Origin of the sequence: Microbacterium sp., from assembly GCF_043427715.1 — a bacterium.
In the GTDB taxonomy this organism is placed as follows: Bacteria; Actinomycetota; Actinomycetes; order Actinomycetales; family Microbacteriaceae; genus Microbacterium.
On the sequence record NZ_JBHWTD010000103.1, the window covers coordinates 79,778 to 104,882 of the forward strand.

Annotated in this window: 20 protein-coding genes and 1 pseudogene; 11 read left to right on the forward strand and 10 right to left on the reverse strand. The window is 70.0% G+C overall.

The window, feature by feature from the left end; all coding sequences use genetic code 11:
* Window positions 1-174: 174 nt before the first annotated feature.
* Genes ACHFGS_RS10690 through ACHFGS_RS10700 form a run of 3 tightly spaced genes read right to left on the reverse strand, consistent with a single transcriptional unit; the run spans window position 175 to window position 2,818 of the window.
* The gene (locus ACHFGS_RS10690; RefSeq protein WP_394279095.1) at window positions 175-990 is read right to left on the reverse strand and encodes an ABC transporter permease; all 816 of its coding nucleotides are present in this window, start codon (window positions 988-990) and stop codon (window positions 175-177) included.
* The gene (locus tag ACHFGS_RS10695; RefSeq protein WP_394279096.1) at window positions 987-1,880 is read right to left on the reverse strand and encodes an ABC transporter permease; all 894 of its coding nucleotides are present in this window, start codon (window positions 1,878-1,880) and stop codon (window positions 987-989) included. The genes ACHFGS_RS10690 and ACHFGS_RS10695 overlap by 4 nt, the downstream gene beginning before the upstream one ends.
* Window positions 1,877-2,818 carry an ABC transporter ATP-binding protein gene (locus ACHFGS_RS10700; protein WP_394279097.1) on the reverse strand — a complete coding sequence of 314 codons (942 nt, stop codon included), beginning with the start codon at window positions 2,816-2,818 and terminating at the stop codon, window positions 1,877-1,879. Before ACHFGS_RS10700 ends, ACHFGS_RS10695 begins: the two co-directional genes overlap by 4 nt.
* A gap of 189 nt (window positions 2,819-3,007) precedes the next feature.
* Between ACHFGS_RS10700 and ACHFGS_RS10705 the strand changes: the two genes are divergently transcribed.
* Complete coding sequence (locus ACHFGS_RS10705; protein WP_394279098.1) at window positions 3,008-4,972, forward strand: ABC transporter ATP-binding protein; 1,965 nt, start codon at window positions 3,008-3,010, stop codon at window positions 4,970-4,972.
* 102 nt (window positions 4,973-5,074) lie between these two features.
* Here ACHFGS_RS10705 and ACHFGS_RS10710 read toward each other — a convergent pair whose 3' ends face one another.
* Complete coding sequence (locus tag ACHFGS_RS10710) at window positions 5,075-6,961, reverse strand: phosphoenolpyruvate carboxykinase (GTP) (protein ID WP_394289456.1); 1,887 nt, start codon at window positions 6,959-6,961, stop codon at window positions 5,075-5,077.
* A gap of 108 nt (window positions 6,962-7,069) precedes the next feature.
* Between ACHFGS_RS10710 and ACHFGS_RS10715 the strand changes: the two genes are divergently transcribed.
* The 5 genes and pseudogenes from ACHFGS_RS10715 to ACHFGS_RS10735 all read left to right on the forward strand — a co-directional run bounded on the left by ACHFGS_RS10715 (window position 7,070) and on the right by ACHFGS_RS10735 (window position 11,401).
* Window positions 7,070-8,509, forward strand: coding sequence for a helix-turn-helix domain-containing protein (locus ACHFGS_RS10715; protein ID WP_394279907.1), 1,440 nt, complete (start codon window positions 7,070-7,072; stop codon window positions 8,507-8,509).
* Between the two features lie 147 nt (window positions 8,510-8,656).
* Window positions 8,657-8,758 (forward strand): annotated as a pseudogene (locus tag ACHFGS_RS10720) (aldolase/citrate lyase family protein); the annotation flags it as partial.
* 182 nt (window positions 8,759-8,940) lie between these two features.
* The gene (locus ACHFGS_RS10725; RefSeq protein WP_394279906.1) at window positions 8,941-9,804 is read left to right on the forward strand and encodes an ABC transporter substrate-binding protein; all 864 of its coding nucleotides are present in this window, start codon (window positions 8,941-8,943) and stop codon (window positions 9,802-9,804) included.
* 20 nt (window positions 9,805-9,824) lie between these two features.
* Window positions 9,825-10,670: an amino acid ABC transporter permease gene (locus ACHFGS_RS10730; protein WP_394279905.1), complete on the forward strand. Its 846-nt coding sequence runs from the start codon at window positions 9,825-9,827 to the stop codon at window positions 10,668-10,670.
* Window positions 10,667-11,401, forward strand: coding sequence for an amino acid ABC transporter ATP-binding protein (locus ACHFGS_RS10735; RefSeq protein ID WP_394279904.1), 735 nt, complete (start codon window positions 10,667-10,669; stop codon window positions 11,399-11,401). The genes ACHFGS_RS10730 and ACHFGS_RS10735 overlap by 4 nt, the downstream gene beginning before the upstream one ends.
* A gap of 124 nt (window positions 11,402-11,525) precedes the next feature.
* Here the strand turns inward: ACHFGS_RS10735 and ACHFGS_RS10740 are convergent, their stop codons facing one another.
* Together ACHFGS_RS10740 and glyA are read right to left on the reverse strand one after the other, a co-directional pair.
* Window positions 11,526-12,416, reverse strand: a complete 891-nt coding sequence (locus ACHFGS_RS10740; protein WP_394279903.1) for a bifunctional methylenetetrahydrofolate dehydrogenase/methenyltetrahydrofolate cyclohydrolase — start codon at window positions 12,414-12,416, stop codon at window positions 11,526-11,528.
* A complete protein-coding gene (gene glyA, locus ACHFGS_RS10745; RefSeq protein WP_394279902.1) occupies window positions 12,413-13,687 on the reverse strand; it encodes a serine hydroxymethyltransferase in 1,275 nt (424 codons plus the stop codon). Before glyA ends, ACHFGS_RS10740 begins: the two co-directional genes overlap by 4 nt.
* 184 nt (window positions 13,688-13,871) lie before the next feature.
* On the opposite strand from glyA, the gene ACHFGS_RS10750 reads away from it, so the two are divergent.
* Together ACHFGS_RS10750 and ACHFGS_RS10755 are read left to right on the forward strand one after the other, a co-directional pair.
* Entirely contained in the window at window positions 13,872-14,267 is a 396-nt protein-coding gene (locus ACHFGS_RS10750; RefSeq protein WP_394279901.1) for a YrdB family protein, read from the forward strand.
* Window positions 14,264-15,631: an FAD-binding oxidoreductase gene (locus ACHFGS_RS10755; protein ID WP_394279900.1), complete on the forward strand. Its 1,368-nt coding sequence runs from the start codon at window positions 14,264-14,266 to the stop codon at window positions 15,629-15,631. Before ACHFGS_RS10750 ends, ACHFGS_RS10755 begins: the two co-directional genes overlap by 4 nt.
* Before the next feature lie 6 nt (window positions 15,632-15,637).
* Here the strand turns inward: ACHFGS_RS10755 and ACHFGS_RS10760 are convergent, their stop codons facing one another.
* Window positions 15,638-16,237, reverse strand: coding sequence for a hypothetical protein (locus tag ACHFGS_RS10760; RefSeq protein WP_394279899.1), 600 nt, complete (start codon window positions 16,235-16,237; stop codon window positions 15,638-15,640).
* Between the two features lie 127 nt (window positions 16,238-16,364).
* On the opposite strand from ACHFGS_RS10760, the gene ACHFGS_RS10765 reads away from it, so the two are divergent.
* Window positions 16,365-16,805 (forward strand): hypothetical protein, encoded by a 441-nt coding sequence (locus ACHFGS_RS10765; RefSeq protein ID WP_394279898.1) that lies wholly within the window; start codon window positions 16,365-16,367, stop codon window positions 16,803-16,805.
* A gap of 84 nt (window positions 16,806-16,889) precedes the next feature.
* A complete protein-coding gene (locus ACHFGS_RS10770; protein WP_394279897.1) occupies window positions 16,890-18,311 on the forward strand; it encodes a L,D-transpeptidase family protein in 1,422 nt (473 codons plus the stop codon).
* 79 nt (window positions 18,312-18,390) lie between these two features.
* Here the strand turns inward: ACHFGS_RS10770 and ACHFGS_RS10775 are convergent, their stop codons facing one another.
* Complete coding sequence (locus tag ACHFGS_RS10775; protein ID WP_394279728.1) at window positions 18,391-20,607, reverse strand: NADP-dependent isocitrate dehydrogenase; 2,217 nt, start codon at window positions 20,605-20,607, stop codon at window positions 18,391-18,393.
* A 168-nt stretch (window positions 20,608-20,775) separates the two neighbouring features.
* On the opposite strand from ACHFGS_RS10775, the gene ACHFGS_RS10780 reads away from it, so the two are divergent.
* On the forward strand, window positions 20,776-21,228 hold the full coding sequence (locus tag ACHFGS_RS10780) for a GNAT family N-acetyltransferase (RefSeq protein WP_394279727.1): 453 nt from the start codon (window positions 20,776-20,778) through the stop codon (window positions 21,226-21,228).
* A gap of 101 nt (window positions 21,229-21,329) precedes the next feature.
* On the opposite strand, the gene ACHFGS_RS10785 is transcribed toward ACHFGS_RS10780, so the two are convergent.
* Window positions 21,330-23,141 (reverse strand): ABC transporter ATP-binding protein, encoded by a 1,812-nt coding sequence (locus tag ACHFGS_RS10785; protein ID WP_394279726.1) that lies wholly within the window; start codon window positions 23,139-23,141, stop codon window positions 21,330-21,332.
* Window positions 23,138-24,958 (reverse strand): ABC transporter ATP-binding protein, encoded by a 1,821-nt coding sequence (locus ACHFGS_RS10790; protein WP_394279725.1) that lies wholly within the window; start codon window positions 24,956-24,958, stop codon window positions 23,138-23,140. The genes ACHFGS_RS10785 and ACHFGS_RS10790 overlap by 4 nt, the downstream gene beginning before the upstream one ends.
* Window positions 24,959-25,105: the final 147 nt, after the last annotated feature.

Here is a 25,105-nt window from a genome sequence, read left to right on the forward strand (position 1 = left end):
CCTGCCCTTCACACGCGGATGCCGCGTCCCGCCGTCTCGGCAGGGCGCGGCATCCGTCGTTCGGGGTGTCAGGGGGCGCGGCGCGCGAGATGGAGCCGGAACCGCGCGGCGAGGGGGCGCGGGTCGGCAACGTCCCCGGCATGTGGTCCCGGGGGCGCGAGCGCGGCCCGCGCGTCAGTCGAGGAACAGCGCGCGCAGCCGCTTCGTCGTGAAGACCAGTCCGACGGCGATCATGCCGACGTAGTAGAGGACGTGCCACAGCATCCCGAGGTGCAGGAGGCCTGTGGTCAGCCCGCGGATCAGTTCGACACCGTGCCACAGCGGCAGCGCCATGACGACGCCCTGCACCCACTCGGGGTAGACGGTGATCGGGTAGAACGTCGCCGAGAAGAGGAACATCGGCAGCATGACGAAGTTGATCCAGTCCATCTGCTGGAACGTCTTCATGTAGCTCGTGATCGCCATGCCGAGGCTCGCGAATCCGAACGCGATGAGCAGCACCGCCGGCAGCGCGAGGATCGCGGTCGCCGCGAGGTTCAGCCCGAGGACCTGCATGATGACCATGAACCCGGTCGCGTACAGCAGCCCGCGCAGCAGGGCGTAGAGGATCTCCCCGAGGGCGACGTCGAGCGGCCCGAGCGAGGTCGCGAGCATGCCCTCGTAGAGCTTGCCGTAGTTCAGCTTGAAGAAGACGTTCCAGGTCGAGTCGTAGACGGCGCCGTTCATCGCCGACACCGCGAGCAGCGCCGGCGCGATGAACGCGGCGTACGAGACATCGACGCCCTGCGCGGTCTGGACGTCGCCGATGAGCGCGCCGAGGCCGAGCCCCATCGAGGCGAGGTAGAACACTGGCTCGAAGAAGCCCGACAGGACGACGACCCAGCTCGACGAGCGCGCCGCGAGGAACCCGCGCTGCACGACGGCCCCGGGGTTGCCGGCCCAGAGGGCGCGGACGCCGCCGCGCCGGGAGACGGATGCCACGGCGGTCACTTCGCGAGCCTTTCGATGAAGATCTTGCGACCCCAGAGGTAGCCGATGCCGGTGAGGACGACGAGGTAGGCGATGTGAACGCCCACCATCGCGGGCGGGACGGCTGCGCCGTAGGTGGCGATGCGTCCGAGCTCGGCGCCGTGCCACAGCGGCGAGATCCAGCCGATCCACTGCAACCACACCGGCAGGGTGTCGAGCGGGTAGAACGTGCCCGAGAACAGGAACATCGGCATGAACAGGAACCGCTGCACGAGCGCGAACTGGCCCTTGTCGTCCTCGATCGATCCGGCGTAGGCCATGAGCGGCACACCGAACGCAATACCGGCGGCGATGCCGGCGGGGATCGCGAGCCACCCGGTCTCGGGCTGCGGCACGGTCGTCCAGCCGACACCGAGCGCGCCGAGCAGCCAGATGAAGAGGTAGTACGCGGCAACGGCGAACGCCATGCGCGCCGTCGCCCCGACGATGACCCCGTTCGCGATCTGCGGACTCGACAGCGGCGACGCGTTGAACCCGTAGAAGTAACGGCGCCACTTGAATCCGGCCATGACCGGGTAGGTCATCTCTTCGGATGCCACGGCGATCGCGGCCGTCACCAGCAGCGCCGGCGCGACGAAGACGAGGTAGTCCACCTCGACGCCACGATCGACGATGGGCGCCTGGATGAGCGCGGCGAGCCCCGCGGCGAGCCCGAGCAGGTAGAGGATCGGCTGTCCGAGCGCGCCGACCACGATCGTCCAGCCGTACGCGCGCATCGCCCGAACCATGTGCTCGGTGACGTACCAGGTGCCGCGGCGGCGCGGCTTCCGACCCCACTCCAGTGCCTCCGCGCGGAGCTCGTCGAGGCTGGGCTGCGTCGACGTCGTGGCATCCATCGATTCGGCGCTCATTCGATCAGCGACCGTCCGGTGAGGCGGAGGAAGACGTCCTCCAGGCTGGAGCGGCGGACGAGACTCGTGATCGGCTGCAGCCCCGCCGCGGTGACGCGTTCGAGGGCTGCCTCGCCGTCTGCGGCGTAGACGAGGACGCGGTCGGGGAGCACCTCGACGCGATCGCCGATGCCCTGCAACTGCGGGGCGACCTGCTCGTTCCGGTCGGATCCGAAGCGCACCTCGAGCACCTCCCGGCTGGAGTGCTCGCGGATGAGCGAGGCGGGCGTCCCCTCGGCCATGATGCGGCCCTTGTCCACGACGATGAGCCGGTCGCAGAGCTGCTCGGCCTCATCCATGTAGTGGGTTGTCAGGACGAGTGTCGTGCCGCGCTCTTTGAGTCGGAACAGACGATCCCACAGGACGTGCCGCGCCTGCGGGTCGAGGCCCGTCGTCGGCTCGTCGAGGAGCAGGATGCGCGGGTCGTTGATGAGCCCGCGCGCGATCGTGAGGCGGCGCTTCATGCCGCCGGAGAGCTGATCAACCTTGCTCTTGGCCTTGTCCTCGAGCTGCGCGAACGCGAGCAGCTCATCGGCCTTCTGGGCGCACACGTTGCCGGGCAGTCCGAAGTAGCGCCCGTAGATGTACAGGTTCTCCCGCGCGTTCAGCTCGCCGTCGAGGTTGTCCTGCTGCGGCACGACGCCCAGGCGCGAGCGGATCTCGGGGCCATAGCGGTCGGGGTCGAGGCCGAGGATCTCCAGTTCGCCCGCCGTGCGAGTCGAGACCGCCCCGATCATCTTCATGGTCGTCGACTTGCCGGCGCCGTTCGGCCCGAGCAGGCCGAACGACTCGCCCGGCGCGACCTCGAAGTCGAGGCCGTCCACTGCGAGGAAGTCGGGCTTCCCCTTGGTCCGGTAGGTCTTCACGAGACCGCGGGCGGAGATGACAGGTTCAGGCACCCGTCAACCTTAGTGCGGGGCTCCGACATCCATACCGGCCACCCCCGCCCGACGCCGGCCGGCAGCGCGCGGGCTCACACCTGATTCGTCTGCTGCGCGGCCAGTCCCGCGCACAGCGGCCAGTCCCGCGCACAGCACGTAGGCACGAAGATAGGAGGTACGCCTTCCCAGAACTCAGGACGCCCACACATGTCTTCCGACACCGCCCGCCGCACCCGCGGCATCCGCCGTTCACGCAAAGAGGACGGGCCCCGCGCCAGCCTGAAGCAGCTGCTGCCCTTCCTCCTCGAGCACAAGAAGGTGCTCATCGTGGTGGCCGTCCTCAGCGTTGCCGAAGCGATCGCGACGCTGCTGCAGCCGCTGCTGGTGGGCGAGCTCATCTCGCGCGTACAGGAGAGCGTGCCGCTCGGCGCGCTCATCTGGGCCCTCATCGGTCTCGTGGTGGCGTCGTCGGTCATCGGCGGGTTCCAGCATTACCTCCTGCAGCGCACCGGCACCGCCGTCGTCTACTCGAGCCGCCGCCGTCTCATCGCGAAGCTCCTGCACCTGCCCGTCCGGGAGTATGACGCGCGCCGGACGGGCGACCTCGTGTCCCGCGTCGGCACGGACACGACGCTCCTCTACGCCGTCCTCACCCAGGGACTGGCCGATTCGCTCGGCAACGTGCTCATCTTCGTCGGTGCCATCGTCGCGATGCTCGTCATCGACCCGCTGCTGCTGGCCAGCATCATCGTCGTGATCGGCGCCTCGGTCGCCGTCGTCGGCGCGCTCAGCGGTCGCATCCGCCGCGCGACGCAGGCACAGCAGGAGAAAGTCGGCGAGCTCGCCTCGGGCGTCGAGCGCGCCGTCGGATCGATCCGCACGATCCGCGCCGCAGGCGCCGCCGCCCGCGAGGAGGACGCCATCCGCGAGACGGCTGCCGGAGCGTATGCCGCGGGTCTCGATGTCGCCAAGGCGTCGGCCCTCGTCGTCCCCGTCGCAGGCGTCGCCCTGCAGCTCTCGCTCCTCGTCGTCCTCGGCGTCGGCGGCTTCCGCGTCGCCGCGGGCGCGATCTCCATCGCCGAGCTCGTCGTGTTCGTCATGTTCCTGTTCTTCCTCGTCCAGCCGCTCGCCTCCTTCTTCGGGGCGCTCACCTCGGTCAACCAGGCGCTCGGCGCACTGGGGCGCATCCAGGAGGTCCTCGACCTCGACGACGAGACGGCGCACGACGCCGAGCTCGCGGCATCCGTTCAGCGGGATGCCGCGCCCGCGAGCACCGCGGCCGAGGTCGGCGCGATGGCGACCGAGCCCGACGCCGCGGCCACGCGCTCCGCACAGGATCACGCGAGCGATGCCGCCGTGGAGTTCCGGGACGTGCACTTCTCCTACCCCGCTGCCGTCATCGAGGCACGGCGCGGCGCGACGGACGAGGCGCTGAAGACCCTCGCCGACGGGCACGTGCCGCTGCCGGAGGAGACCGCCGCGCCCGCCGAGGGCGAGGTGCTGCGAGGGGTCTCTTTCCGCGTGCCGCGCGGTGCTCGCGTGGCCCTCGTCGGCCCGTCGGGCGCCGGCAAGTCGACGACGCTGTCGCTCATCGAGCGGTTCTACGACCCCACCTCCGGCGCCGTGCTCATCGGCGGAACGGACGCGCGGACGCTCGACCGCCTCGCCCTGCGCGCTCAGCTCGGCTACGTCGAGCAGGACGCCCCGACCCTCGCGGGCACCCTCGCCGACAACCTGCGGCTGGCGTCCCCCGCCGCCACCGATGCGGACTGCGAGCGGGTGCTCCGCGCCGTGAACCTCGGGGATGTGCTCGAGCGCAATCCGCTCGGGCTGGACGCGCCGGTGGGTGAGGCGGGTGTCATGCTCTCCGGCGGCGAGCGTCAGCGTCTCGCGATCGCCCGTGCCCTGCTCGCTGCTCCCCCGATCCTGCTGCTCGACGAGTCGACGTCCTCGCTCGACGGGCTCAACGAGCAGCGCATGCGCGAGGCCATCGACGCCGTGGCATCCGGTCGCACCCTCATCGTCATCGCGCACCGACTGTCGACCGTCGTCGACAGCGACCTGATCATCGTCCTGGAGGACGGCCGCGTCGTCGGACAGGGCACGCACGCCGAGCTCGTCGAGACCGTGCCGCTGTACCGCGACCTCGCCGCCCGCCAGCTCCTGGTCTGACCACGCCCACCGGCCGAGCCGTGCACTCGGCGCTGAGCCGGACACGCGAGAGGGCCCCTGCACCGTGCAGGGACCCTCTTGGCGTGAGCGGGGAGCGGGGACTCAGGCGTCCTGCTGAGCCCGCTTCAGGCGGTAGCGGAGCGCGGCGAGCTCGGCGTACAGGGCCGGCGGCACCTTGCCCTCGAAGGTCTGGTAGAACTCCTCGGTCAGGTCCGCCTCCTGCAGCCACAGCTGCGGGTCGATGTCGAAGAGCTCCTGAAGGTCCTCGGCCGGGACGTCCACGCCCGCGAGGTTGAGGTCCTCGGTCTTCGGCAGACGCCCGATGGGGCTGTCCTCGGCGCCGACCGAACCGTCGATGCGGCGGATGATCCAGTCGATGACGCGCGCGTTGTCACCGAATCCGGGCCACAGGAACCGGCCGTCGGAACCCTTGCGGAACCAGTTGACCTGGAAGATGCGCGGGGCGCGGTCGAAGCGGAGCGCCTGACCGACCTTCAGCCAGTGGCCGAAGTAGTCCGCCATGTTGTAACCGCAGAACGGGAGCATCGCGAACGGGTCGCGACGCAGTTCGCCGACGGTGCCCTCGGCTGCGGCGGTGCGTTCGGACGAGATGTTCGAGCCCATGAACACGCCGTGCGTCCAGTCGGTCGCCTCGACGACGAGCGGGACGTTCGTGGCGCGGCGGCCGCCGAACAGGATCGCGTCGAGCGGCACGCCCTCGGGGGCGTCCCAGTCCTCGGCGATCTGCGGGCACTGGCCGGCGCTCACCGTGAAGCGGGAGTTCGGGTGCGCGGCGGGCGTGCCGGACGCGGGCGTCCACGGCTTGCCCTGCCAGTCGGTGAGCTCGGCGGGCGCCTCGTCGGTCAGCCCCTCCCACCACACGTCACCGTCGGGGCGGAGCGCGACGTTCGTGAAGATCGTGTTGCCCCACAGCGTCTCGACGGCCGTGACGTTCGTGGACTCGCCGGTACCGGGCGCGACGCCGAAGAAGCCGGCCTCGGGGTTGATCGCCCAGAGACGTCCGTCCTCGCCGGGACGCAGCCACGCGATGTCGTCGCCGAGGGTCTCGACGCGCCAGCCGGGGATGGTCGGACGGAGCATGGCGAGGTTCGTCTTGCCACAGGCCGAGGGGAAGGCGGCGGCCACGTGGTACGCCTTGCCCTTCGGGTCGATGACACGGATGAGGAGCATGTGCTCGGCGAGCCAGCCCTCGTCACGGCCGATGACCGAGGCGATGCGCAGCGCGAAGCACTTCTTCGCGAGGATCGCGTTGCCGCCGTAGCCAGAGCCGTACGACCACACCTCGAGCGTGTCGGGGAAGTGCACGATGTACTTCTCGTCATTGCACGGCCACGGCTCGTCCTTCTGGCCCGGGGCCAGCGGCGCACCCACCGAGTGCACCGTCTTGACCCACGGCTTGCCGGCGGCGATCTGCTCGAGCACCGTGGTGCCGACGCGGGTCATGATGCCGATCGAGGTGACGGCGTACGCACTGTCGGTGACCTGGACGCCGATGTGCGAGAGCGGGCCGCCGACGGCACCCATGGAGAAGGGGACGACGTACATCGTGCGACCCTTCATGCTGCCGGCGAACAGCGGCGTGATGGTGGCGCGGATCTCGTCGGGCGCGACCCAGTTGTTCGTGGGGCCGGCGTCTTCGGGGCGCTCCGAGGCGATGAAGGTGCGGGCCTCGGTGCGGGCGACGTCGCTCGGGTGCGAACGGGCCAGGTAGGAGCCGGGACGCCACTCCGGGTTCAGCTTGATGAGCTTGCCCTCTTCGACCTGCTCGCGCAGGAGCGCGTCGTTCTCGGCGCGCGAACCGTCGACCCAATGGATGCGGTCGGGCGTCGTGAGCGCGGCGATTTCATCGACCCACGCCTCGAGGGCGGCTATGCCCTCGCCGGTCAGTGCGGGGCGCACGCCGCGCGGCGCAACGACGGGGTTGGATCCGGTCGTGGTGGTGCGGGTGAAGAGGTCTGCGATGGCCATCCGGCGCTCCTTCGGTGGTGGGCGTATCTCCACATTGCCTTCGCCGCAGAGGTTCCTTCCGGGAAATCAGGCGCCAAGAATCGCGATTCTTTCCACTACGCTCAAGATATGGCCACTCCGATCGAGCTTTCCACCCTGGGACACCGCATCCGCCATCACCGGATGGAGAACGGGTTCACGCTCGACGAGCTCGGTGCGATCGTCGGAGTCGCGGGCAGCCAGCTCTCCCTCATCGAGAACGGCAAGCGGGAGCCGAAGCTGTCCCTCCTCCAGGCGATCGCGAGCGCGACCGGGACCGACGTGACCGACCTCCTTTCCGCGGAGCCGCCCAACCGCCGGGCGGCGCTCGAACTCGAACTCGAACGTGCCCAGCAGAGCCCGGTGTTCCGGCGGCTGGGAGTCGCGCCGGTCAAGGTCACCAAGACGATGTCGGACGAGACGATCGAGGGCATCCTCGCGCTCCACCGCGAGCTCGACCGACGCGAACGCGAGGCCATCGCCACCCCCGAGGAGGCACGTCGTGCCAACACCGAACTGCGGCTGCGGATGCGCGACCAGGCCAATTACCTGCCCGACATCGAGAAGCTCGCCGAGAAGCAGCTGAAGGCGGCCGGCCACACGAGCGGCGCGCTGACCCACCGCACCGTGAGCATCATGGCCGAGCAGCTCGGCTTCGAGCTGATCTACGCGAGCGACCTCCCTCATTCGGCTCGCTCGGTCACCGATCTGGAGAACGGCCGCATCTACCTGCCGCCCGCCTCCATCCCCGGCGGTCACGGCCTGCGGTCGATGGCCCTCCAGGCGATGGCCCACCGTCTGCTCGGGCACACTCCACCGACCGATTACGCCGACTTCCTGCAGCAGCGACTCGAGATCAACTACTACGCGGCGGCCGCGCTGATGCCGGAGACGGCGTCGGTCGCGTTCCTCAGCCAGGCGAAGAAGGACCGCAACCTCGCGGTCGAGGATTTCCGCGATGCGTTCGGCGTGACCCATGAAGCGGCGGGGATGCGCCTGACCAATCTGGCGACCGAACATCTCGGCATCCGACTGCACTTCCTCCGCGTCGACGGCACGGGCGCGATCAGCCGTGTCTACGAAAACGACGGTCTCCCCCTCCCGATGGATGTGACGGGAGCCGTCGAGGGCCAGATGGTGTGCCGCAAGTTCGCTGCGCGCTCGGCCTTCGCGGAGCAGAACCGCACGACCGAGCACTACCAGTACACCGACACCCCCAGCGGGACGTTCTGGTGCTCCAGCCAGACCGGCTCGACGACGGACGGCGAGTTCTCCATCACTGTCGGGGTTCCCTTCGACGACGCACGCTGGTTCCGCGGTCGCGAGACGCAGAAGCGGGCGACCTCGACCTGCCCCGACGTCGCCTGCTGCCGTCGACCGGATGCCGACCTGACGCGGCGCTGGGAGGGCAAGGCGTGGCCGAGCGCCCGCGTCCACATGCAGATGTTCTCGCCGCTGCCGGCCGGGTCCTTTCCGGGGGTGGACGACGGCGAGGTCTACGCCTTCCTCGACCGGCACGCCGGCGGCTGAGCGTCAGCCGACCAGGAAGGCCCGGTATCGCTCGAGCCCATCCTCGACGCGATCGACCGGGGTCCGACCCCACAGGTGGGCGACGGGCGGATCGCCGAGACGTCCGGCGGCCAACGAATGCGACCATGTGCCGACGACGACACCGCGATCGCGGCGGTGGACGGGGTGGACGGGGTGTTCGTCGGGCCGTCGGACCTCGCCGCGTCGATGGGGCTGCTCGGTCAGCAGACCCACCCCGAGGCGCTCGCACAGAGATGGGTCACCGCGCAGGGGCCGGTGGAGCGGGACTCGTACTGACGCGCCGGCACCGGCGGAGGTGACATCGGTGTAACAAACCGTCGCCACCCGCACCACGCGCGGGTGTCTCGCGTCAGAATGATCGACGGCACCGGCCGACAGCAACGGCCGCCACTCACCCCCCGGAGGCCCACATGTCCCGTCGTCCCGCTCTGCGCACCGTCCTGCTCGCGACCGCCGCAGCCGCCGCCCTCACCCTCGCCGGGTGCGCGACGGGTGCCGCCGACACACCCGAAGAGACGACGGATGCCGCCGGCCCCGCGCCCGAGGACTTCGTGACGCCCGGTGTGTTCACCGTCGCCACCGGCGAGACGGCGTACGAGCCGTACGTCATCGGCGACGACCCCGAGTCGGGCGAAGGCTTCGAAGCCGCCGTCGCGTACGCCGTCGCCGAGGAGCTCGGCTTCTCCGCCGACGAGGTCGAGTGGGTGCGGACGAGCTTCGAGTCGGCCATCGCCCCGGGCCCGAAGAACTTCGACGTGAACATCCAGCAGTACACGATCACCGAGGAGCGCAAGCAGGGCGTCGATTTCTCGTCGCCGTACTACGCCGCCAGCCAGTCGATCGTCGCCATCAAGGGCGGCGCCGCCGACGGCGTCACCGATGTCGCGGGCCTCAAGGACCTCGTGATCGGAGCGATGGCGAACTCCACGAGCGCCCTGACCCTCGAGGCCTTGGACGCCGGCATCGAGCCGAAGCTGTACAACTCGAACGAGGATGCCACGGCCGCGCTCGGCGCGGGTCAGATCGACGCCATCGTCCTCGACACCCCCACGGCCTACGTCGCGGTCAACTTCTACATCGAGGACTCGTTCTTCGTCGGCGAGCTGCCCAAGGCCGGCATCGAGGACGAGTGGGGCATGCTCCTGGCGAAGGACTCCCCGCTCACCGACGACGTGAGCGCCGCCGTCGACGCGCTCCGCGAGGACGGCACCCTCGCCGCGCTCGAAGAGGAGTGGCTGTCGGGCCTCACGGAAGGCGTGACGCAGCTGCAGTGACCGCGCGCTAGCGTCGATCCGTGAGTACCTTCGTCCCGAGCCAGCTCGAACTCGAGCGGCGCGCGTATCGCCGCGGCCGCCAGTTACGGTCGGTGCTGATCGCCGCGGCATCCACTCTCGCCTTCGCGCTCATCGTGTGGATCACGGTGATCAACACCGAGGGCTGGGCGACGGTGCAGCGCACGTTCTTCGACCCGGAGATCGCACTGCAGGCGCTGCCCAAGGTCTGGCACGGCTTCCTGCTCAACCTCCAGGTGCTGGTGATCTCGCTCTTCACCGTCGGTCTGAGCGCGCTCGCGATCGCGCTGCTGCGCACCCTCCGCGGGCCGGTGTTCTTCCCGATCCGGGCGCTCGCGGCCGGCTACACGGATCTGTTCCGGGGACTGCCGTTCGTCATCGTGCTGTACCTGGTGGGCTTCGGGCTGCCGACGATCCTGAACGAGCGGATCAACGAGGTCGTCCTCGGCGTCATCGCGGTCACGCTGACCTACTCGGCGTACGTGGCCGAGGTGATCCGGGCGGGAATCGAGTCGGTGCACCCGTCACAGCGGCTGGCGGCGCGCGCGCTCGGGCTCAGCCACGTGCAGACCCTCCGCAGGGTGGTCCTCCCCCAAGCGCTTCGGCGCATGACGCCGCCGCTGATGAACGACTTCATCTCGATGCAGAAGGACGTCGGCCTCATCTCGATCCTCGCCGCGCTCGACGCGATCGCGAGCGCGAAGAGCGTCGTCGCCCTCACCTACAACTTCACCCCGTACGTCGTCGCGGGCGTGCTGTTCGTCCTCCTGGCGATCCCGACGATCCGGCTGACCGACTGGTACACCGCGAAGCTCCGCGAGCGCGAGCAGACGGGATCGATCCTGTGACCGACGTGCTCCGCGCCACCGGCATCCGCAAGTCCTTCGGCGAACGCGAGGTGCTCGCCGGGGTCGACGTCTCGCTCGCGCAGCACGAGGTCGTCGCCCTCATCGGGGCGAGCGGGTCGGGCAAGTCGACGCTGCTGCGCTGCCTGGGGCTCCTCGAGCCGATCGACGACGGCCAAATCTTCCTCGGCGACGAGGACATCTCCGACCCCCGCATCGACGGGAACCGGGTGCGCGCCCGCTTCGGCGCGGTGTTCCAGAGCTTCAACCTGTTCCCGCACCTGTCGGTGCTCGAGAACATCACCCTCGCTTCGAGGGTCGTGCACCGGATGCCGCGACGCGACGCCGAGGCTCGCGCGATCGAGCTGCTGGCGCGGGTCGGCCTTGCCGACAAGGCCGGCGCCCACCCCGATCGGCTCTCGGGCGGTCAGCAGCAGCGCGTCGCGATCGCCCGCGCGATCGCGACTGACCCGGAGGTGCTGCTGCTCGACGAGATCACCTCGGCGCTGGACCCGGAGCTCGTCGGTGAAGTGCTGGAGCTCGTCCGCGACCTGGCGTCCGAAGGCGCGACGATCCTCATGGCGACCCACGAGATGGCGTTCGCCCGCGACGTCGCCGACCGAGTCGTCTTCCTCGACGCCGGCACGATCGTCGAGCAAGGGCCGCCGGCGGCTGTGCTGCGGCATCCGCGTGAGGAGCGCACCCGCGCCTTCCTCGCCCGTTTCACCGCCTGACGCCCGCCGCGCCCGCCCGGCGCTCCTGCTCTGAATTGCAATGGATGCCGCGCGACACGCGGCACCCATCAGCCAACCGTCGGCGCGTCGCGCACGATCCATTGCGATCGCGCGCGCCGCGGACTCAGGCGCGCAGGCCCGCCTGGCGCTCGGCGACCTCGACGACGTTGGTCATGAGGAGCGCGACCGTCATGGGGCCGACGCCGCCGGGGTTCGGAGATAGGAAACCCGCGACGTCTGCGACGTCGGGGTGCACGTCGCCGTAGACGCGGCTCTTGCCGGTCTCGGGGTCGTCTTCGCGGGTCACGCCGACGTCGAGCACGGCGGCGCCGGGCTTGACGTGCTCGGCGCGGACGATGTGCTTCACGCCCGCAGCGGCGACGATGACGTCGGCCTGGCGCAGGTGCTCCCCCAGGTCGGTGGTGCCGGTGTGGGTGAGGGTGACGGTCGCGTTGTACTCGCGCCGCGTGAGCAGCAGGCCGATGGAGCGGCCGATCGTGACGCCGCGGCCGACGACGACCACGTGCTTGCCGTTCAGGTCGTAGCCGTTGCGCAGCAGCAGCTCGATCACGCCGCGCGGCGTGCACGGCAGCGGCGACGCGATCGGGGTGTTGACGTTGAGCACGAGGCGCCCGAGGTTCGTCGGGTGGAGGCCGTCAGCATCCTTCTCGGGGTCGATCCGCTCCAGGATCCGGTCGGTGTCGAGGTGCTTCGGCAGCGGAAGCTGCACGATGTAGCCGTGGCACGCGGGGTCGGCGTTGAGCTCATCGATCAGCGCCTCGACCTGCTCCTGCGTCGCGTCGGCGGGGAGCTCGCGCTGGATCGAGTTCATCCCGATCGCCTCAGACTGCCGGTGCTTCATGCCGACGTACAGCTGGGATGCCGGGTCGGCACCGACGAGGACCGTCGCGATGCCAGGCGTCACGCCGTGCTCCTTCAGCACCGCGACGCGCTCGGCGAGCTCGGTCTTGATCGCGGCCGACGCCGCCTTGCCGTCGAGGACGCGAGCGGTCACTGCTGCAGGCCGGGGTACAGCGGGAAGGCGTCGGCGAGGGTCGCGACGCGCGCGCGGAGCGACTCGAGGTCGGCGCCGGGCTGCAGAGCCAGGGCGATGACGTCGGCGACCTCGGTGAACTCGGCATCGCCGAAGCCGCGGGTCGCGAGCGCCGGGGTTCCGATGCGCAGACCCGAGGTGACCATCGGCGGACGCGGGTCGTTCGGCACCGCGTTGCGGTTCACCGTGATGCGGATCTCGTGCAGCAGGTCTTCGGCCTGCTTGCCGTCGATCGCGGCGTCACGCAGGTCGACGAGCACGAGGTGCACGTCGGTCCCGCCCGAGCGGATCGAGATGCCGGCATCCTTCACGTCCTGCTGCGAGAGCCGGTCGGCGAGGATCGCAGCTCCCCGGACGGTGCGCTCCTGACGCTCCTTGAACGCGTCGGTCGCGGCGAGCTTGAACGCCGTCGCCTTGGCGGCGATGACGTGCATGAGCGGACCGCCCTGCTGGCCGGGGAACACGGCGGAGTTGATCTTCTTCGCGATGTCGGCGTCGTTGGTGAGGATGAAGCCCGAACGCGGGCCGCCGATCGTCTTGTGCACCGTCGAGGAGACGACGTGCGCGTGCGGCACGGGCGACGGGTGCAGGCCCGCCGCGACGAGACCGGCGAAGTGCGCCATGTCTACCCACAGCAGTGCGCCGACCTCGTCGGCGATCGCACGGAAGGCGGCGAAGTCGAGCTGGCGGGGGTAGGCCGACCAGCCGGCGATGATGACCTTCGGCTTGTTCTCGATCGCGAGGCGGCGCACCTCGTCCATGTCGACGAGCGAGGTGTCGGCGTCGACGCCGTACGCGACGATGTTGTAGAGGCGGCCGGAGAAGTTGATCTTCATGCCGTGCGTCAGGTGACCGCCGTGGTCGAGCGACAGACCGAGCAGGGTGTCGCCGGGGCGGGCGATCGCGTGCAGCACGGCGGCGTTGGCGGAGGCACCGGAGTGCGGCTGGACGTTGGCGTATTCGGCGCCGAAGAGGGACTTCGCGCGGGAGATGGCGAGCTCCTCGGCGACGTCGACCTCCTCGCAGCCGCCGTAGTAGCGGCGGCCGGGGTAGCCCTCGGCGTACTTGTTCGTGAGCACCGAGCCCTGCGACTGCAGGACGGAGACGGGCACGAAGTTCTCCGAGGCGATCATCTCGAGGAATCCGCGCTGGCGGTCGAGCTCGCGCTCGAGGACCTCCGCGATCTCGGGGTCGACCTCGGCGAGCGGGGCGTTGAAGAGCGGATCGGTCATGGCGTACTCCTGACGACGGCTTTCGGGATGAGAATCTCGCATCGGCCCAGGCGCGCGGTCGAATGCCGTGTCAATCGCTCCCCGGTGGTGGCCCACCTCAGACGCCAGTCGCGACACCCTGAGCATATCGGATGCCGCGTCGCGGCGGGGCAGGCTCGGCAGCCCCGCCCCGTAGGATCGAGGCATGTCCGACCTCCCCACCGTGCGTCCCGAGAAGCCGGCCGAGCCCCTCCCCGCCGGCACCCGCGCCCCGCTGTCGGTCATCGACATCCTCAGCCTGCTCTGCGCCCTGTTCGCCGTCGGCACCCTCGCCGTGTGGGGCTTCACGGCCTGGGACCTGCCGTGGAACATCATCGTCGGCATCGCCGCACCTTTGGGCGCCCTGGTCCTCTGGGGCCTCGTCGTCTCGCCGCGGCCCGTGCTTCGCGTGCACCCCTTCGTCCGCGGCCTCGTCGAACTCCTCATCGCCCTGTCGGCCACCATCGTCTGGTGGAGCGCCGGCCAGGCCTGGGTGGGCCTCGGTTTCGGCGTCATCGCCGTTGTCGTCGGCGTGCTGGTCGGACGCAAGCGCCTGTCGTGACCGACGTCCTCGCGCTGCTGCGCGACGAGCTGGGTGAGCGCGTCGACACCAGCTCCGCCGCACGCGAGGATGCCCGCGCCGACAAGTCCGGCCACCGCTCCCCCGCCCCCGGGCTCGGCGTCGTCCACGCGCGTTCGGTCGCCGACGTCCAGGCCACGATGCGCATCGCCCACCGCACGGGCACACCCGTCGTCGTGCGCGGCGCCGGCACCGGTCTCGCGGGCGCCGCGAACACTGGCCCGGGAGAGATCGCCTTGTCCCTGCGGGGAATGGACCGGATCCTCGAGGTGCGGGCCGATGACCTGCTGGCGGTGGTGGAACCCGGCATCCTCAACGGCACCCTGAACGCGGAGCTCGCCCCGCTCGGCCTGTGGTGGGCACCCGACCCGGCCAGCCGCGACATCTCCACCGTCGGCGGCAACATCGCCACGGGAGCGGGCGGGCTCCTGTGCGCCAAGTACGGCGTCGTGCGCGACGCCGTACTCGCCCTCGACGTCGTGCTCGCCGACGGCACGCTCATCCACGTCGGTCATCGCAGCGTGAAGGGCGTCACCGGTTACGACCTGACCGCTCTCATGATCGGCTCCGAGGGCACCCTCGGCGTCGTCGTCGGGGCGACGCTGAAGCTGCGCCGGTTCGTCCCGGGCACCTCCCGGACCCTGACCGCCGTGTTCCCCGATGTACGCAGCGCCGCGGTCGCATCCGCGGCGGTCACCGCGTCGGGCGCCGCCCCCGCGATCATGGAACTGATGGACGCGACGAGCCTCGCCGCCGCTCACGACCTGCTCGGGCTCCCGGCGCCCCGGCCAGGCGCGGCCCAGCTCACCGTGCAGACCGACGGTGTTGCCGCCGAGGACGAGCAGGCGACGATCGCCGCCGTCCTGTCCGCCGCGGGCGGCGAGGTGCGCCTGGCCGAGGACGACGCCGAGGCCGAACGCCTCTGGACGATCCGCCGCTCGATGCACCCCGCGATGGAGCGCCTGGGCACCACCCTCATCGAAGACGTGTCCGTGCCGCGGAGCGCCCTGCCCGCGATGTTCGATGAGATCGCCCGCGTCGAGCGCACCTACGGTCTGACGATCCCGACCGTGTGCCACGCCGGCGACGGCAACCTCCACCCCAACTTCGTCTTCGACGGCGACGAGGTCCCCGCGCAGATCTGGGATGCCGCGGACGAACTCTTCCGCGCCGCGCTGCGCCTGGGCGGCACCCTCACCGGGGAGCACGGGATCGGGGTCCTCAAGAGCCGGTGGCTCGCCGACGAGCTCGGGCCCGATCAGGACAGGCTGCAGCGTGGCATCAAGGCGGTCTTCGACCCCACCGGCATCCTCAATCCGGGCAAGGTCTTTCGGCCCCGGATCTGACGCGTGTCAGCCGTGGCTGACCTGCGGGCCCATCGCCGCGGCGCGGGCGGCGCCCGGCCGGGTCGTCACGGCGAGGACGATGGACACCACGCCGATGAGGGCGGGCATGGTCGCGGGGAGCGTCCACGCTTTCACCCCTGCCGCGTGCGGCGCGAGGAGGGGAACCATCACGGCGAAGAACAGCGACAGCGCGAGCGCGAGCGAGACCGCGGCCAGGGGGATCCAGCTCCACGGCGCCGGGACGACTCCGGCCCGGGCGATCACGATCGCCGCGGCGAGAGTGAGCGCGTAGACCGCTGCCGCCCCCAGAACCGTCGACGCACCGTCGGCGCTTCCCCTCCCGGCGGCCTCGACGAGGGAGACCACGCCGAGCGACATCAGCACGAGGATGCCGCCGGGTCGCCGGCCGACGACGCTCTCCGAACGGTTCACGCCGATCGCGAAGACCGCGCACGCGACGAACGTGCACGCGGCGGCGCCGAGCGCCGCGGTGGGCGCGACCGGGTCACCGTCGGCGCGCGCGAACACCGCTGTGAGGGAGAGTGCGCTCTGTGCGATCAGAAGCATCCCACCGATCAGCCACGACCACACCGTTGTGCGTTGCATGGCCACACCATAGGGCGCGGCGCTGGCGCTGAGCGACCCCCTTGCGGATCATGAGGAAGATCTCATACGGCCGGCCCCTCGCCTCGTGGCACGCTGGAGGCTCCGCCTTCTTCCCTCGGAGCTCCTCGTGACCACCCTGCGCCCGGCGCACCGCGGCTTCCGCCCCGCTCTCGCGCTCACCGTCCTCGCGCTGTCCTTTACCGCCTGCAGCGCCCCGGAAGAACCCGCCGAACCGCGCTCCTCCCAGAGTCGCGCAGCCGCGTGCGCGGCGGTGGCAGAACACGTCGCGTCGGCGATGGCCGCCTTCGCCGACGTCGATCCGGGCGATCCGGAAGCGGCAGCCGGGGCCCTCGGCGAGGTGGTCGACGGCCTCACCGAAGCGGGCTCCGCCGTGAGCCATCGCGAGGTGGGGCGCACGGTCGCCCAGATGCACGACGGCTTCGCCGGGCTTCGGGATGCCGTGGCCGCAGCCGCCGGCGGAGACCTCGCCGGAGCCGCCGAGCTCGCCGCGGCCACCGAGAAGATCCGCTCGGCAGGTGCCGACTTCGCCACTTCGTGTCAGGGCTGAGGCCGCCTCCCAGCCTGGTCGCGTACCATTTACCACAGGTGTGCGGGTTTCCGCGCGCTGAGGGGCACTACTCGGGGGATATCGATGTCCGAAGTAATCACGCGGCGCGAGGCCGACGACGTGGCGTCGGGCGACGCCCCTGACGTCCGGTGGGCACCGGCCGAACCGGCGCCCAAGCGCCGCCGCCTCGGCCTGAAGATCGGCATCCCGGTCGGCATCGTCACCGCCGGTGCGGTCGCCGCCTCGCTCGTGCTCATCGCTCCCGGCACCGCCGTCGCGGGCATCCCCGTCGGCGGTCAGACCGCCGACATGGCTGAGGGCAGCATCGCCGGTCACCTCGCCAACCTCACGATCACCCTCGGCGAGGGCGGCCCAACCGTCACCGGCGCCGATCTCGGCGCGACCGTCGACGCCTCCGCTCTCGCCGACGCCGCGTTCTCACAGAGCCCGATGTGGAACGTGGGCGCATGGTTCTCCACGGTCGACGGCCTCGAGGTCTCGCTCGACGAGGCGCAGGCCCACGAGGCGCTGCGCGCAGCGGTGCCCGACCTCTACACCGACCCCACCCCCGCCGCCGTGGTCTTCACCGGCACGGGGTACGAGGCGCAGCCCGCCATCGACGGTACGGGCATCGACCTCGCCGCCCTGACCGCGGCGATCGAGGGCGCGGTCGCCGACGGCGCATCGCAGGCGACCATCGACGCCGCGTCGATCCCGGTGGCATCCGTCACCACGACCGAGATGGCCGAGGCCACCGCCGCGACCCTCACCGAGATGATCGCCGAAGCCGGCTTCTACGCCGGCGAAGAGCGCGTCGTCCCGATTTCGGCCAAGCGCCTCGATTCGTGGCTGGCGATCGGCACCGACGAGTCCGGCGCCTTCACGATCACCGCCGACCCCGCGGCCGTCCAGAAGACGGTCGACGGGCTCGCCGACAAGGTGAACCAGGACCCCGTCACCGCCGAGATCCTCACCAGCGAGAAGGGCACCCAGCTCGTCACGATCGTCGAGGGTCAGGACGGCCGCGTGCTCGGCGACACGTCGAACATCGCCTCCGACTACGCCGCGCAGCTGTCGACCGGCGACGCTGCGTACGCGCTCCCGGTCGACGTCACGCCGCGCGAGACGGTCACGACGACCCGCCTGGCCGAAGTCGACCTCAGCGAACAGCGCCTCTACCTGAAGGAGAACGGCAAGGTCATCGACACCTGGCTCATCTCCAGCGGCCGTCCGGGCGCTGAAACACACACCGGTCGCTATTCAATCGGTTGGCGGTTGGAGAGCCAGGACATGTCCGGAACAGCCCGCGACTCGGGATTGCCCTATACGCGCGAGGGCGTGCCGTGGGTCATGTACTTCAACGGCAACCAGGCGTTCCACGGCGCGTACTGGCACAACAACTTCGGCAACCAGATGAGCGCCGGGTGCGTCAACATGCCGCCGAACCTGGCCAAGAAGCTCTACGACTGGCTGCCCAACGGCGGCGACGTCTGGATCCACTCCTGATCGACTGATCCCGCCGCCGTCCCGGCGGCGGGCATGAAGAAGGCCGGATGCCACGTGGCATCCGGCCTTCTTCATGGGATCAGATCCCGTCGATGATGCCGTTCAGCGTCTTCGAGGGACGCATCACCGAGGCGACGAGCTCCTCGTCGGGCCGGTAGTAGCCGCCGATCTCGGCGGGCGAGCCCTGCACGGCGTTCAGCTCTGCGACGATCGTCTCCTCGTTCGAGGTGAGCGCCTCGGCGACCGGCGCGAACGCGGCGGCGAGCTCGGTGTCGACGGTCTGCGCGGCCAGCTCCTGCGCCCAGTAGGTGGCGAGGTAGAAGTGGCTGCCACGGTTGTCGATCGTGCCGAGCGCACGACCGGGCGACTTGTCGTTCTCGAGGAACGTGCCGGTCGCGGCGTCGAGCGTGTCGGCGAGGATCTTCGCCTTGGGGTTGTCGGTGAAGTCGGCGAGGTGCTCGAACGACGCCGCGAGGGCGAAGAACTCACCCAGCGAGTCCCAGCGGAGGTAGTTCTCCTCGACGAGCTGCTGCACGTGCTTGGGAGCAGAGCCGCCCGCACCGGTCTCGAAGAGCCCGCCGCCCGCGAGCAGCGGGACGATCGAGAGCATCTTGGCGCTCGTGCCGACCTCGAGGATCGGGAACAGGTCGGTCAGGTAGTCGCGGAGCACGTTGCCGGTGACCGAGATGGTGTCGAGGCCGTGACGCATGCGCGCGAGCGTGTAGCGGGTGGCCTCCTCGGGGGCGAGGATCGTGATCTGCACGCCGGTGGTGTCGAGCAGGGCGAGCGCCTGGTGCACCTTGGCGATGAGCTGAGCGTCGTGCGCACGGTTCAGGTCGAGCCAGAACACGGCGGGCGAGCCGGTGGCGCGGGCGCGCGTGACAGCGAGCTTCACCCAGTCCATGACCGCGATGTGCTTGGTCTGCGTCGCGCGCCAGATGTCACCGGTGCCGACGGTGTGCTCGATGAGCACGGTCCCCTGCGAGTCAGTGATCTGGACGACTCCGGGAGCGGCGATCTCGAACGTCTTGTCGTGGCTGCCGTACTCCTCGGCGGCCTGGGCCATGAGGCCGACGTTCGGGACGGTGCCGATCGTGGTCGGGTCGAGCGGACCGTTCGCGATGACGTCGTCGATGACGGCCTGGTAGACGCCGGCGTAGGACGAGTCGGGGATGACCGCGAGGGTGTCGTCCTCGCCGCCGTCGACGCCCCACAGCTTGCCGCCGTTGCGGACGAGCGCGGGCATGGACGCGTCGACGATGACGTCCGAGGGAACGTGCAGGTTCGTGATGCCCTTGTCACTGTTGGTGTACGACAGCCGGGGGCCGGACTCCATGGCGGCGGTGAACGCGGCGGCGATCTCGTCGCCGTTCGCGACGTCCGCCAGGCCCGAGAGGATCGAGCCGAGGCCGTTGTTCGGCGTCAGCCCCGCCTCGGCGAGCGCGTCGCCGTAGCGGGCGAAGACGTCGGCGAAGAAGGCCTTCACGACGTGGCCGAAGATGATCGGGTCGCTGACCTTCATCATCGTCGCCTTGAGGTGGACGGAGTAGAGCACGTCGTCCGACTTCGCCATCTCCAGCGTCTCGGCGAGGAACGCGTCGAGAGCGGCAGCAGAGAGGAACGTCGCGTCGATGATCTCGCGCGGCAGGACCTTCAGGCCGTCCTTGAGGACCGTCTCGGTGCCGTCCTCGGCGATGTGACGGATGGTGAGCACGTCGTCGTGAGCGGCGACCCAGCTCTTCTCGTTCGACTTGAAGTCGTCGTGGCCCATGGTCGCGACGCGGGTCTTCGAGCCGTCAGCGAACGGCTTGTTGCGGTGCGGGTGCTTGCGGGCGTAGTTCTTCACCGACAGCGGCGCACGGCGGTCGCTGTTGCCCTCGCGCAGCACGGGGTTCACGGCGGAGCCCTTGATGCGGTCGTACCGGGCGCGGATGTCCTTCTCCTCGACGGAGGTCGGCTCGTCCGGGTAGGCGGGGATGTCGTACCCCTGCGACTGCAGTTCGGCGATGGCCGCCTTGAGCTGCGGGATGGACGCCGAGATGTTCGGCAGCTTGATGATGTTGGCCTCGGCGAGGGTCGCGAGGCCGCCGAGCTCGGCGAGCGCGTCGCCGACCTGCTGCTCGGGCGTCAGACGCTGCGGGAAGGCGGCGAGGATGCGACCGGCGAGCGAGATGTCGCGGGTTTCGATCTCCACGCCGGCCTGACCGGCGACGGCCTTCACGATCGGGAGGAACGAGGCGGTGGCGAGCGCCGGGGCCTCGTCGGTGTAGGTGTAGATGATGGTCGACTCGGACACGTGTCGTCTCTCCGTTGAATCGTCGGGGGAATGCCTCTCAGCCTATCGCACGACACTGAAGTCTCTCGATGTCGAGATACTTTGCGCAGGCGGTGGGATCTGCGCGCGCCGGGACACTTCTGCCGAACGGGTGTACCCGGATGCCGCACATGCCGCTAGCCTGGCCGCATGACGGAGCTGCGATTGGTCGAACTGTCCGCCGAAACCATCGTGGCGGTGAACACGATGTCCCTGAAGCCTGGCCAGGAGCAGTTCCTCGCCCCGACGAGCTACGCCGTGGCCGGCGCGGTCGTGAACCCTGCCACCGCGTGGCAGCGCGTCGTGCTCGACGGTGACGAGGTCGTCGGCTTCGTCAGCGCGAACTTCGACGAGGATGCCGCGCAGGAGCACTTCCGCTCCGTGCTGTGGCGCATCAACGTCGACGCCGACGATCAGGGCCGCGGCGTCGGCCGCTTCGCCGTGGAGAAACTCCTCGACGAGGCCCGCGAACGAGGCTTCGACCACATCAACGTCATCTACGAAGCCGGTGACGGCGGCCCCGAGGCGTTCTTCCGCCGCGTCGGCTTCACCCCGGTCGACGAGACCGAGTACGGCGAGGTCGTCGCCGAGCGTCGCCTCTGACCCCCGCCCGGACCCCGAGACGGCTGCAGCGGCAGCCCGAGACATCGGTCTCGGGCTGCCGTCCAGGGCCGTGCCTGCCGTCTCCCGGTCAGGGGGTGAGCTCAGACGAGCGACTGCTTCCAGGCGCTGTGGAGCTGAGCGAACTTGCCGGTGCCGGCGATGAGGGCGGCAGGGGTGTCGTCCTCGATGATGCGGCCGTGCTCCATGACGAGCACCCGGTCGGCGATCGCCACGGTCGACAGCCGATGGGCGATGATGATCGCGGTGCGGTCGGCCAGGAGCGTACCCAGGGCCTCCTGAATCTGCCGTTCGCTCGGGATGTCGAGCGACGCCGTCGCCTCGTCGAGGATCAGCACCGCCGGGTCCGCGAGGAAGGCGCGTGCGAACGAGATCAGCTGACGCTGTCCCGCCGACACACGACCGCCGCGCTTGTTGACGTCGGTGTGATAGCCGTCCGGCAGACGTTCGATGAACTCGTGCGCCCCCACGGCGCGCGCCGCCGCCTGGATCTCCTCGAGCGTCGCGTCGGGCTTTCCCAGCGCGATGTTGTCGGCGACGGTCCCGCTGAACAGGTACGCCTCCTGCGTGACCATGACGATCGCCCGCCGGAGGTCCTTCGGGTGCAGGCTCCGCAGGTCGACGCCGTCGAGGGTGAGCCGGCCGACGGTCGGATCGTAGAACCGCGCCACCAGCTTCGCGAGCGTCGACTTGCCGGCACCGGTCGTGCCGACCAGCGCGATCGTCTGACCCGCGGGGATGTCGAGGGAGAAGTCCGGCAGGATGGTCCGCTCGTCGGAGTACCCGAAGGTGACGCCCTCGAAGCGCAGGTGCCCGCGCGCCTCCCACAGATCGACAGGCCGCTCGGGGTCGGGCACCGTCGGCGCCTCCTCGAGTACGCCTGACACCTTCTCGAGCGCGGCGGTCGCCGACTGGTAGGAGTTCAGGAAGAACGCCACTTCCTGCATCGGCGCGAAGAAGTTCCGCACGTAGAGCACCGCCGACAGCAGGAAGCCGAGCTCGAGCGCACCGTTCGTGACGCGGAACCCGCCCCAGAACACGACGAGGGCGAGGGCGAGGGATGCCACGGCCATCATGCCCGGCTCGAACGTACCGAACAGGCGGATCGAGCGCATGTTGACCTCGCGGTAGTCGCTCGCGAGACCACCGAACTCGGCGTCGTTGGCGGGCTCCTTGCGGAACGCCTTGACCGCGCGGATGCCGGTCATCGACTCCACGAACTTGACGATGACCTTCGCGCTGACGACGCGCGACTCGCGGTAGACGATCTGCGATCGCAGGTAGAACCAGCGCATCAGGAAGTACAGCGGGATGCCCATCGCCGCGAGGATGAGGCCCGACTGCCAGTCGAGCAGCAGGAGAGCGACGAGCGTGAACCCGCCGTACAGCAGGCCCGACACGAGTTCGTTCAGACCCCCGTCGAGCAGTTCGCGGATGGTGTCGAGGTCGCTCGTCTGACGGGAGATGATCCGGCCCGACGTGTACGACTCGTGGAACTCGAGACTCAGTCGCTGCGTGTGCAGGAAGATCCGCTTGCGCAGGTCGAGCATGACGGCCTGCGTGAGGCGCGCGGCGACGACCGCGTACCACCCGATGAGCGCCGCGCCGCCGATCGCGGTGACGATGAAGATCCCGACGACGAGGAAGGTCGGCATCCAGTCGGCCTCGGCCTGCACCGCAGGGAGGGCGTTCGCGATGCCCCAGCCGACGAGGGCGGGGCCCGCCACGCGCAGCGCGGTCGAGATGACCAGCACGACGGCCGCGAGGACGAGCTGCATCTTCAGGGGCATGACGAGCGACCCCAGCAGTCGCAGCGACCGGCGCCGGATCTCGCGGCTCTCGGCGCGCGTGTAGTCGGAGCGGTCTTCGCCGCTCGTGCCGGTGACGGTGCTCACAGGGACACCTCCCTCTCCTGCTGGCGTTTCTGTTCGTCCTCGAGGCTCGAGATGACGTGGCGGTAGTGCTCGCTGGTGCGAAGCAGCTCGGAGTGCGTCCCGACCGCCGTGACGCGCCCCTCCTGGAGCAGCGCGACCCGGTCGGCGAGGGTCACTGTCGAGGGACGGTGGGCGACGATGAGCGCCGTCGTCTCGGCGAGCACCTCGCGCAGCGCGTCTTCGACGAGCGCCTCGGTGTCGACGTCCAGCGCCGACAGCGGGTCGTCGAGGACGAGCACAGCGGGGCGAGCGGCGACGGCGCGGGCGAGGGCGAGCCGCTGACGCTGGCCGCCGGAGAGGCTGAGCCCCTCCTCGCCGATGACGGTGTCAACGCCGTTCGGCAGATCATCGACGAAGCCGGCCTGCGCGACCTGCAGCGCTTCGCGGAGCACGCGCTCCGCCTCGGCGCTGCCGGGAACCAGGTCCTCGCGCCCGAGCAGCACGTTCTCCCGAACCGTCTGCGAGAACAGCGTGGCGTCCTCGAACGCCATGCCGACGTGACGGCGCAGCTCGGTGAGGGTGAGGTCGCGGACATCCACCCCGTCGAGGGTGACCCGGCCGCCGGTGACGTCGTACAGGCGCCCCGGCAGGGTCGTCAGCGTGGTCTTGCCCGACCCGGTGAGACCGACGAGCGCCATCGTCTCGCCCGGACGGAGGGCGAGGTCGATCCCGTTGAGGAGGTCGCGCTCGGCGTCACCGGCATCCTGATACCGGAAATGCGCATCCTCGAAGACCAGCTCCCCGCGAGGGCTGTCGATCGTGGTCGGGTTCTCGGGGTCGGTGATGGTGTTCTGCTCGTCGAAGACCTCGAAGATGCGGTCGGTCGCGGTGCGCGCATCGACGAGGAAGGAGAACAGGAAGCCGATCGATTCCACCGGCCACCGCAGGATCGTCGCCAGCGCGAAGAAGGCGATGAGTGCGGCATTGTCGATCTCGCCCGCCTGGGCGAGGAAGATGCCGGCGCCCAGGCACAGCGCGAACGCGATATCGGGCAGGAGGACCAGCCAGAACCAGATCCAGCCGACGGCCCGGGCCTTGCTGATCTCGGTCTCGCGGAGGGTCTCCGCCTGACGCGTGAACTTCTTCAGCGCGTGGCCGCCGCGGCCGAAGGCCTTGAGGACGCGGATGCCGTGGACGGATTCCTCCACCGCGGTCGCGAGGTCGCCGGCCTGGTCCTGGCTCTGGCGCGACAGCGCGCCGTAGCGGTTCTCGAAGATGTACCCGGCGATCCACAGCGGCGCGGACACGGCGACGAAGATCGTGCCGAGCAGCCAGTGCCAGCGGAACAGGATCACCGATCCCACCACGATCGTGATGACGTTGACCACGAGCAGCACGACGCCGAAGGCGAGCCACCGACGGATGAGGCTGATGTCCTGCATCATCCGGCTGAGCAGCTGGCCGGACTGCCACCGGTCGTGGAACGCGACGGGCAGTCGCTGCAGTCGGGCGAAGAAGTCGGTGCGCAGCTCGTACTCGACGGCGGTGGCGGGGCCGAGCACGAACCAGCGACGCGCCCACACCATGAGCGCTTCGAGGAGGCCGAGCAGGAGGACGAGCCCCGCACCGAGGGCGATCAGGCCGGGCTGGCCCGACGCGATGGGGCCTTCGTCACCGACGATCCGCTCGAGGACGAGGGGGATGCCGAGGGCGAGGAGGCTCGCGATGAGGGCGCTGACGGCCCCGAGCGCGAGGCGCGGCAGGACCGGCTTCGCGAACGGGATGAGCCGCGCGAGCGAACGGGCGGTGGACAGACGGGGAGGCGTCGAAGAGGTCATGTTCCTGCAGGGGTGGAAGCGGATGCGGCGGCGGCGGCGGGGAGCGCGGCACTGCGCAGAAGATCAGGGTCGAGGAGGCCCTCAGAGGAAGAACAGCGAGGGGCGCGGATTGCTTCCGCGCCGGGTCATCCCTGGCGGGCCGGGCGT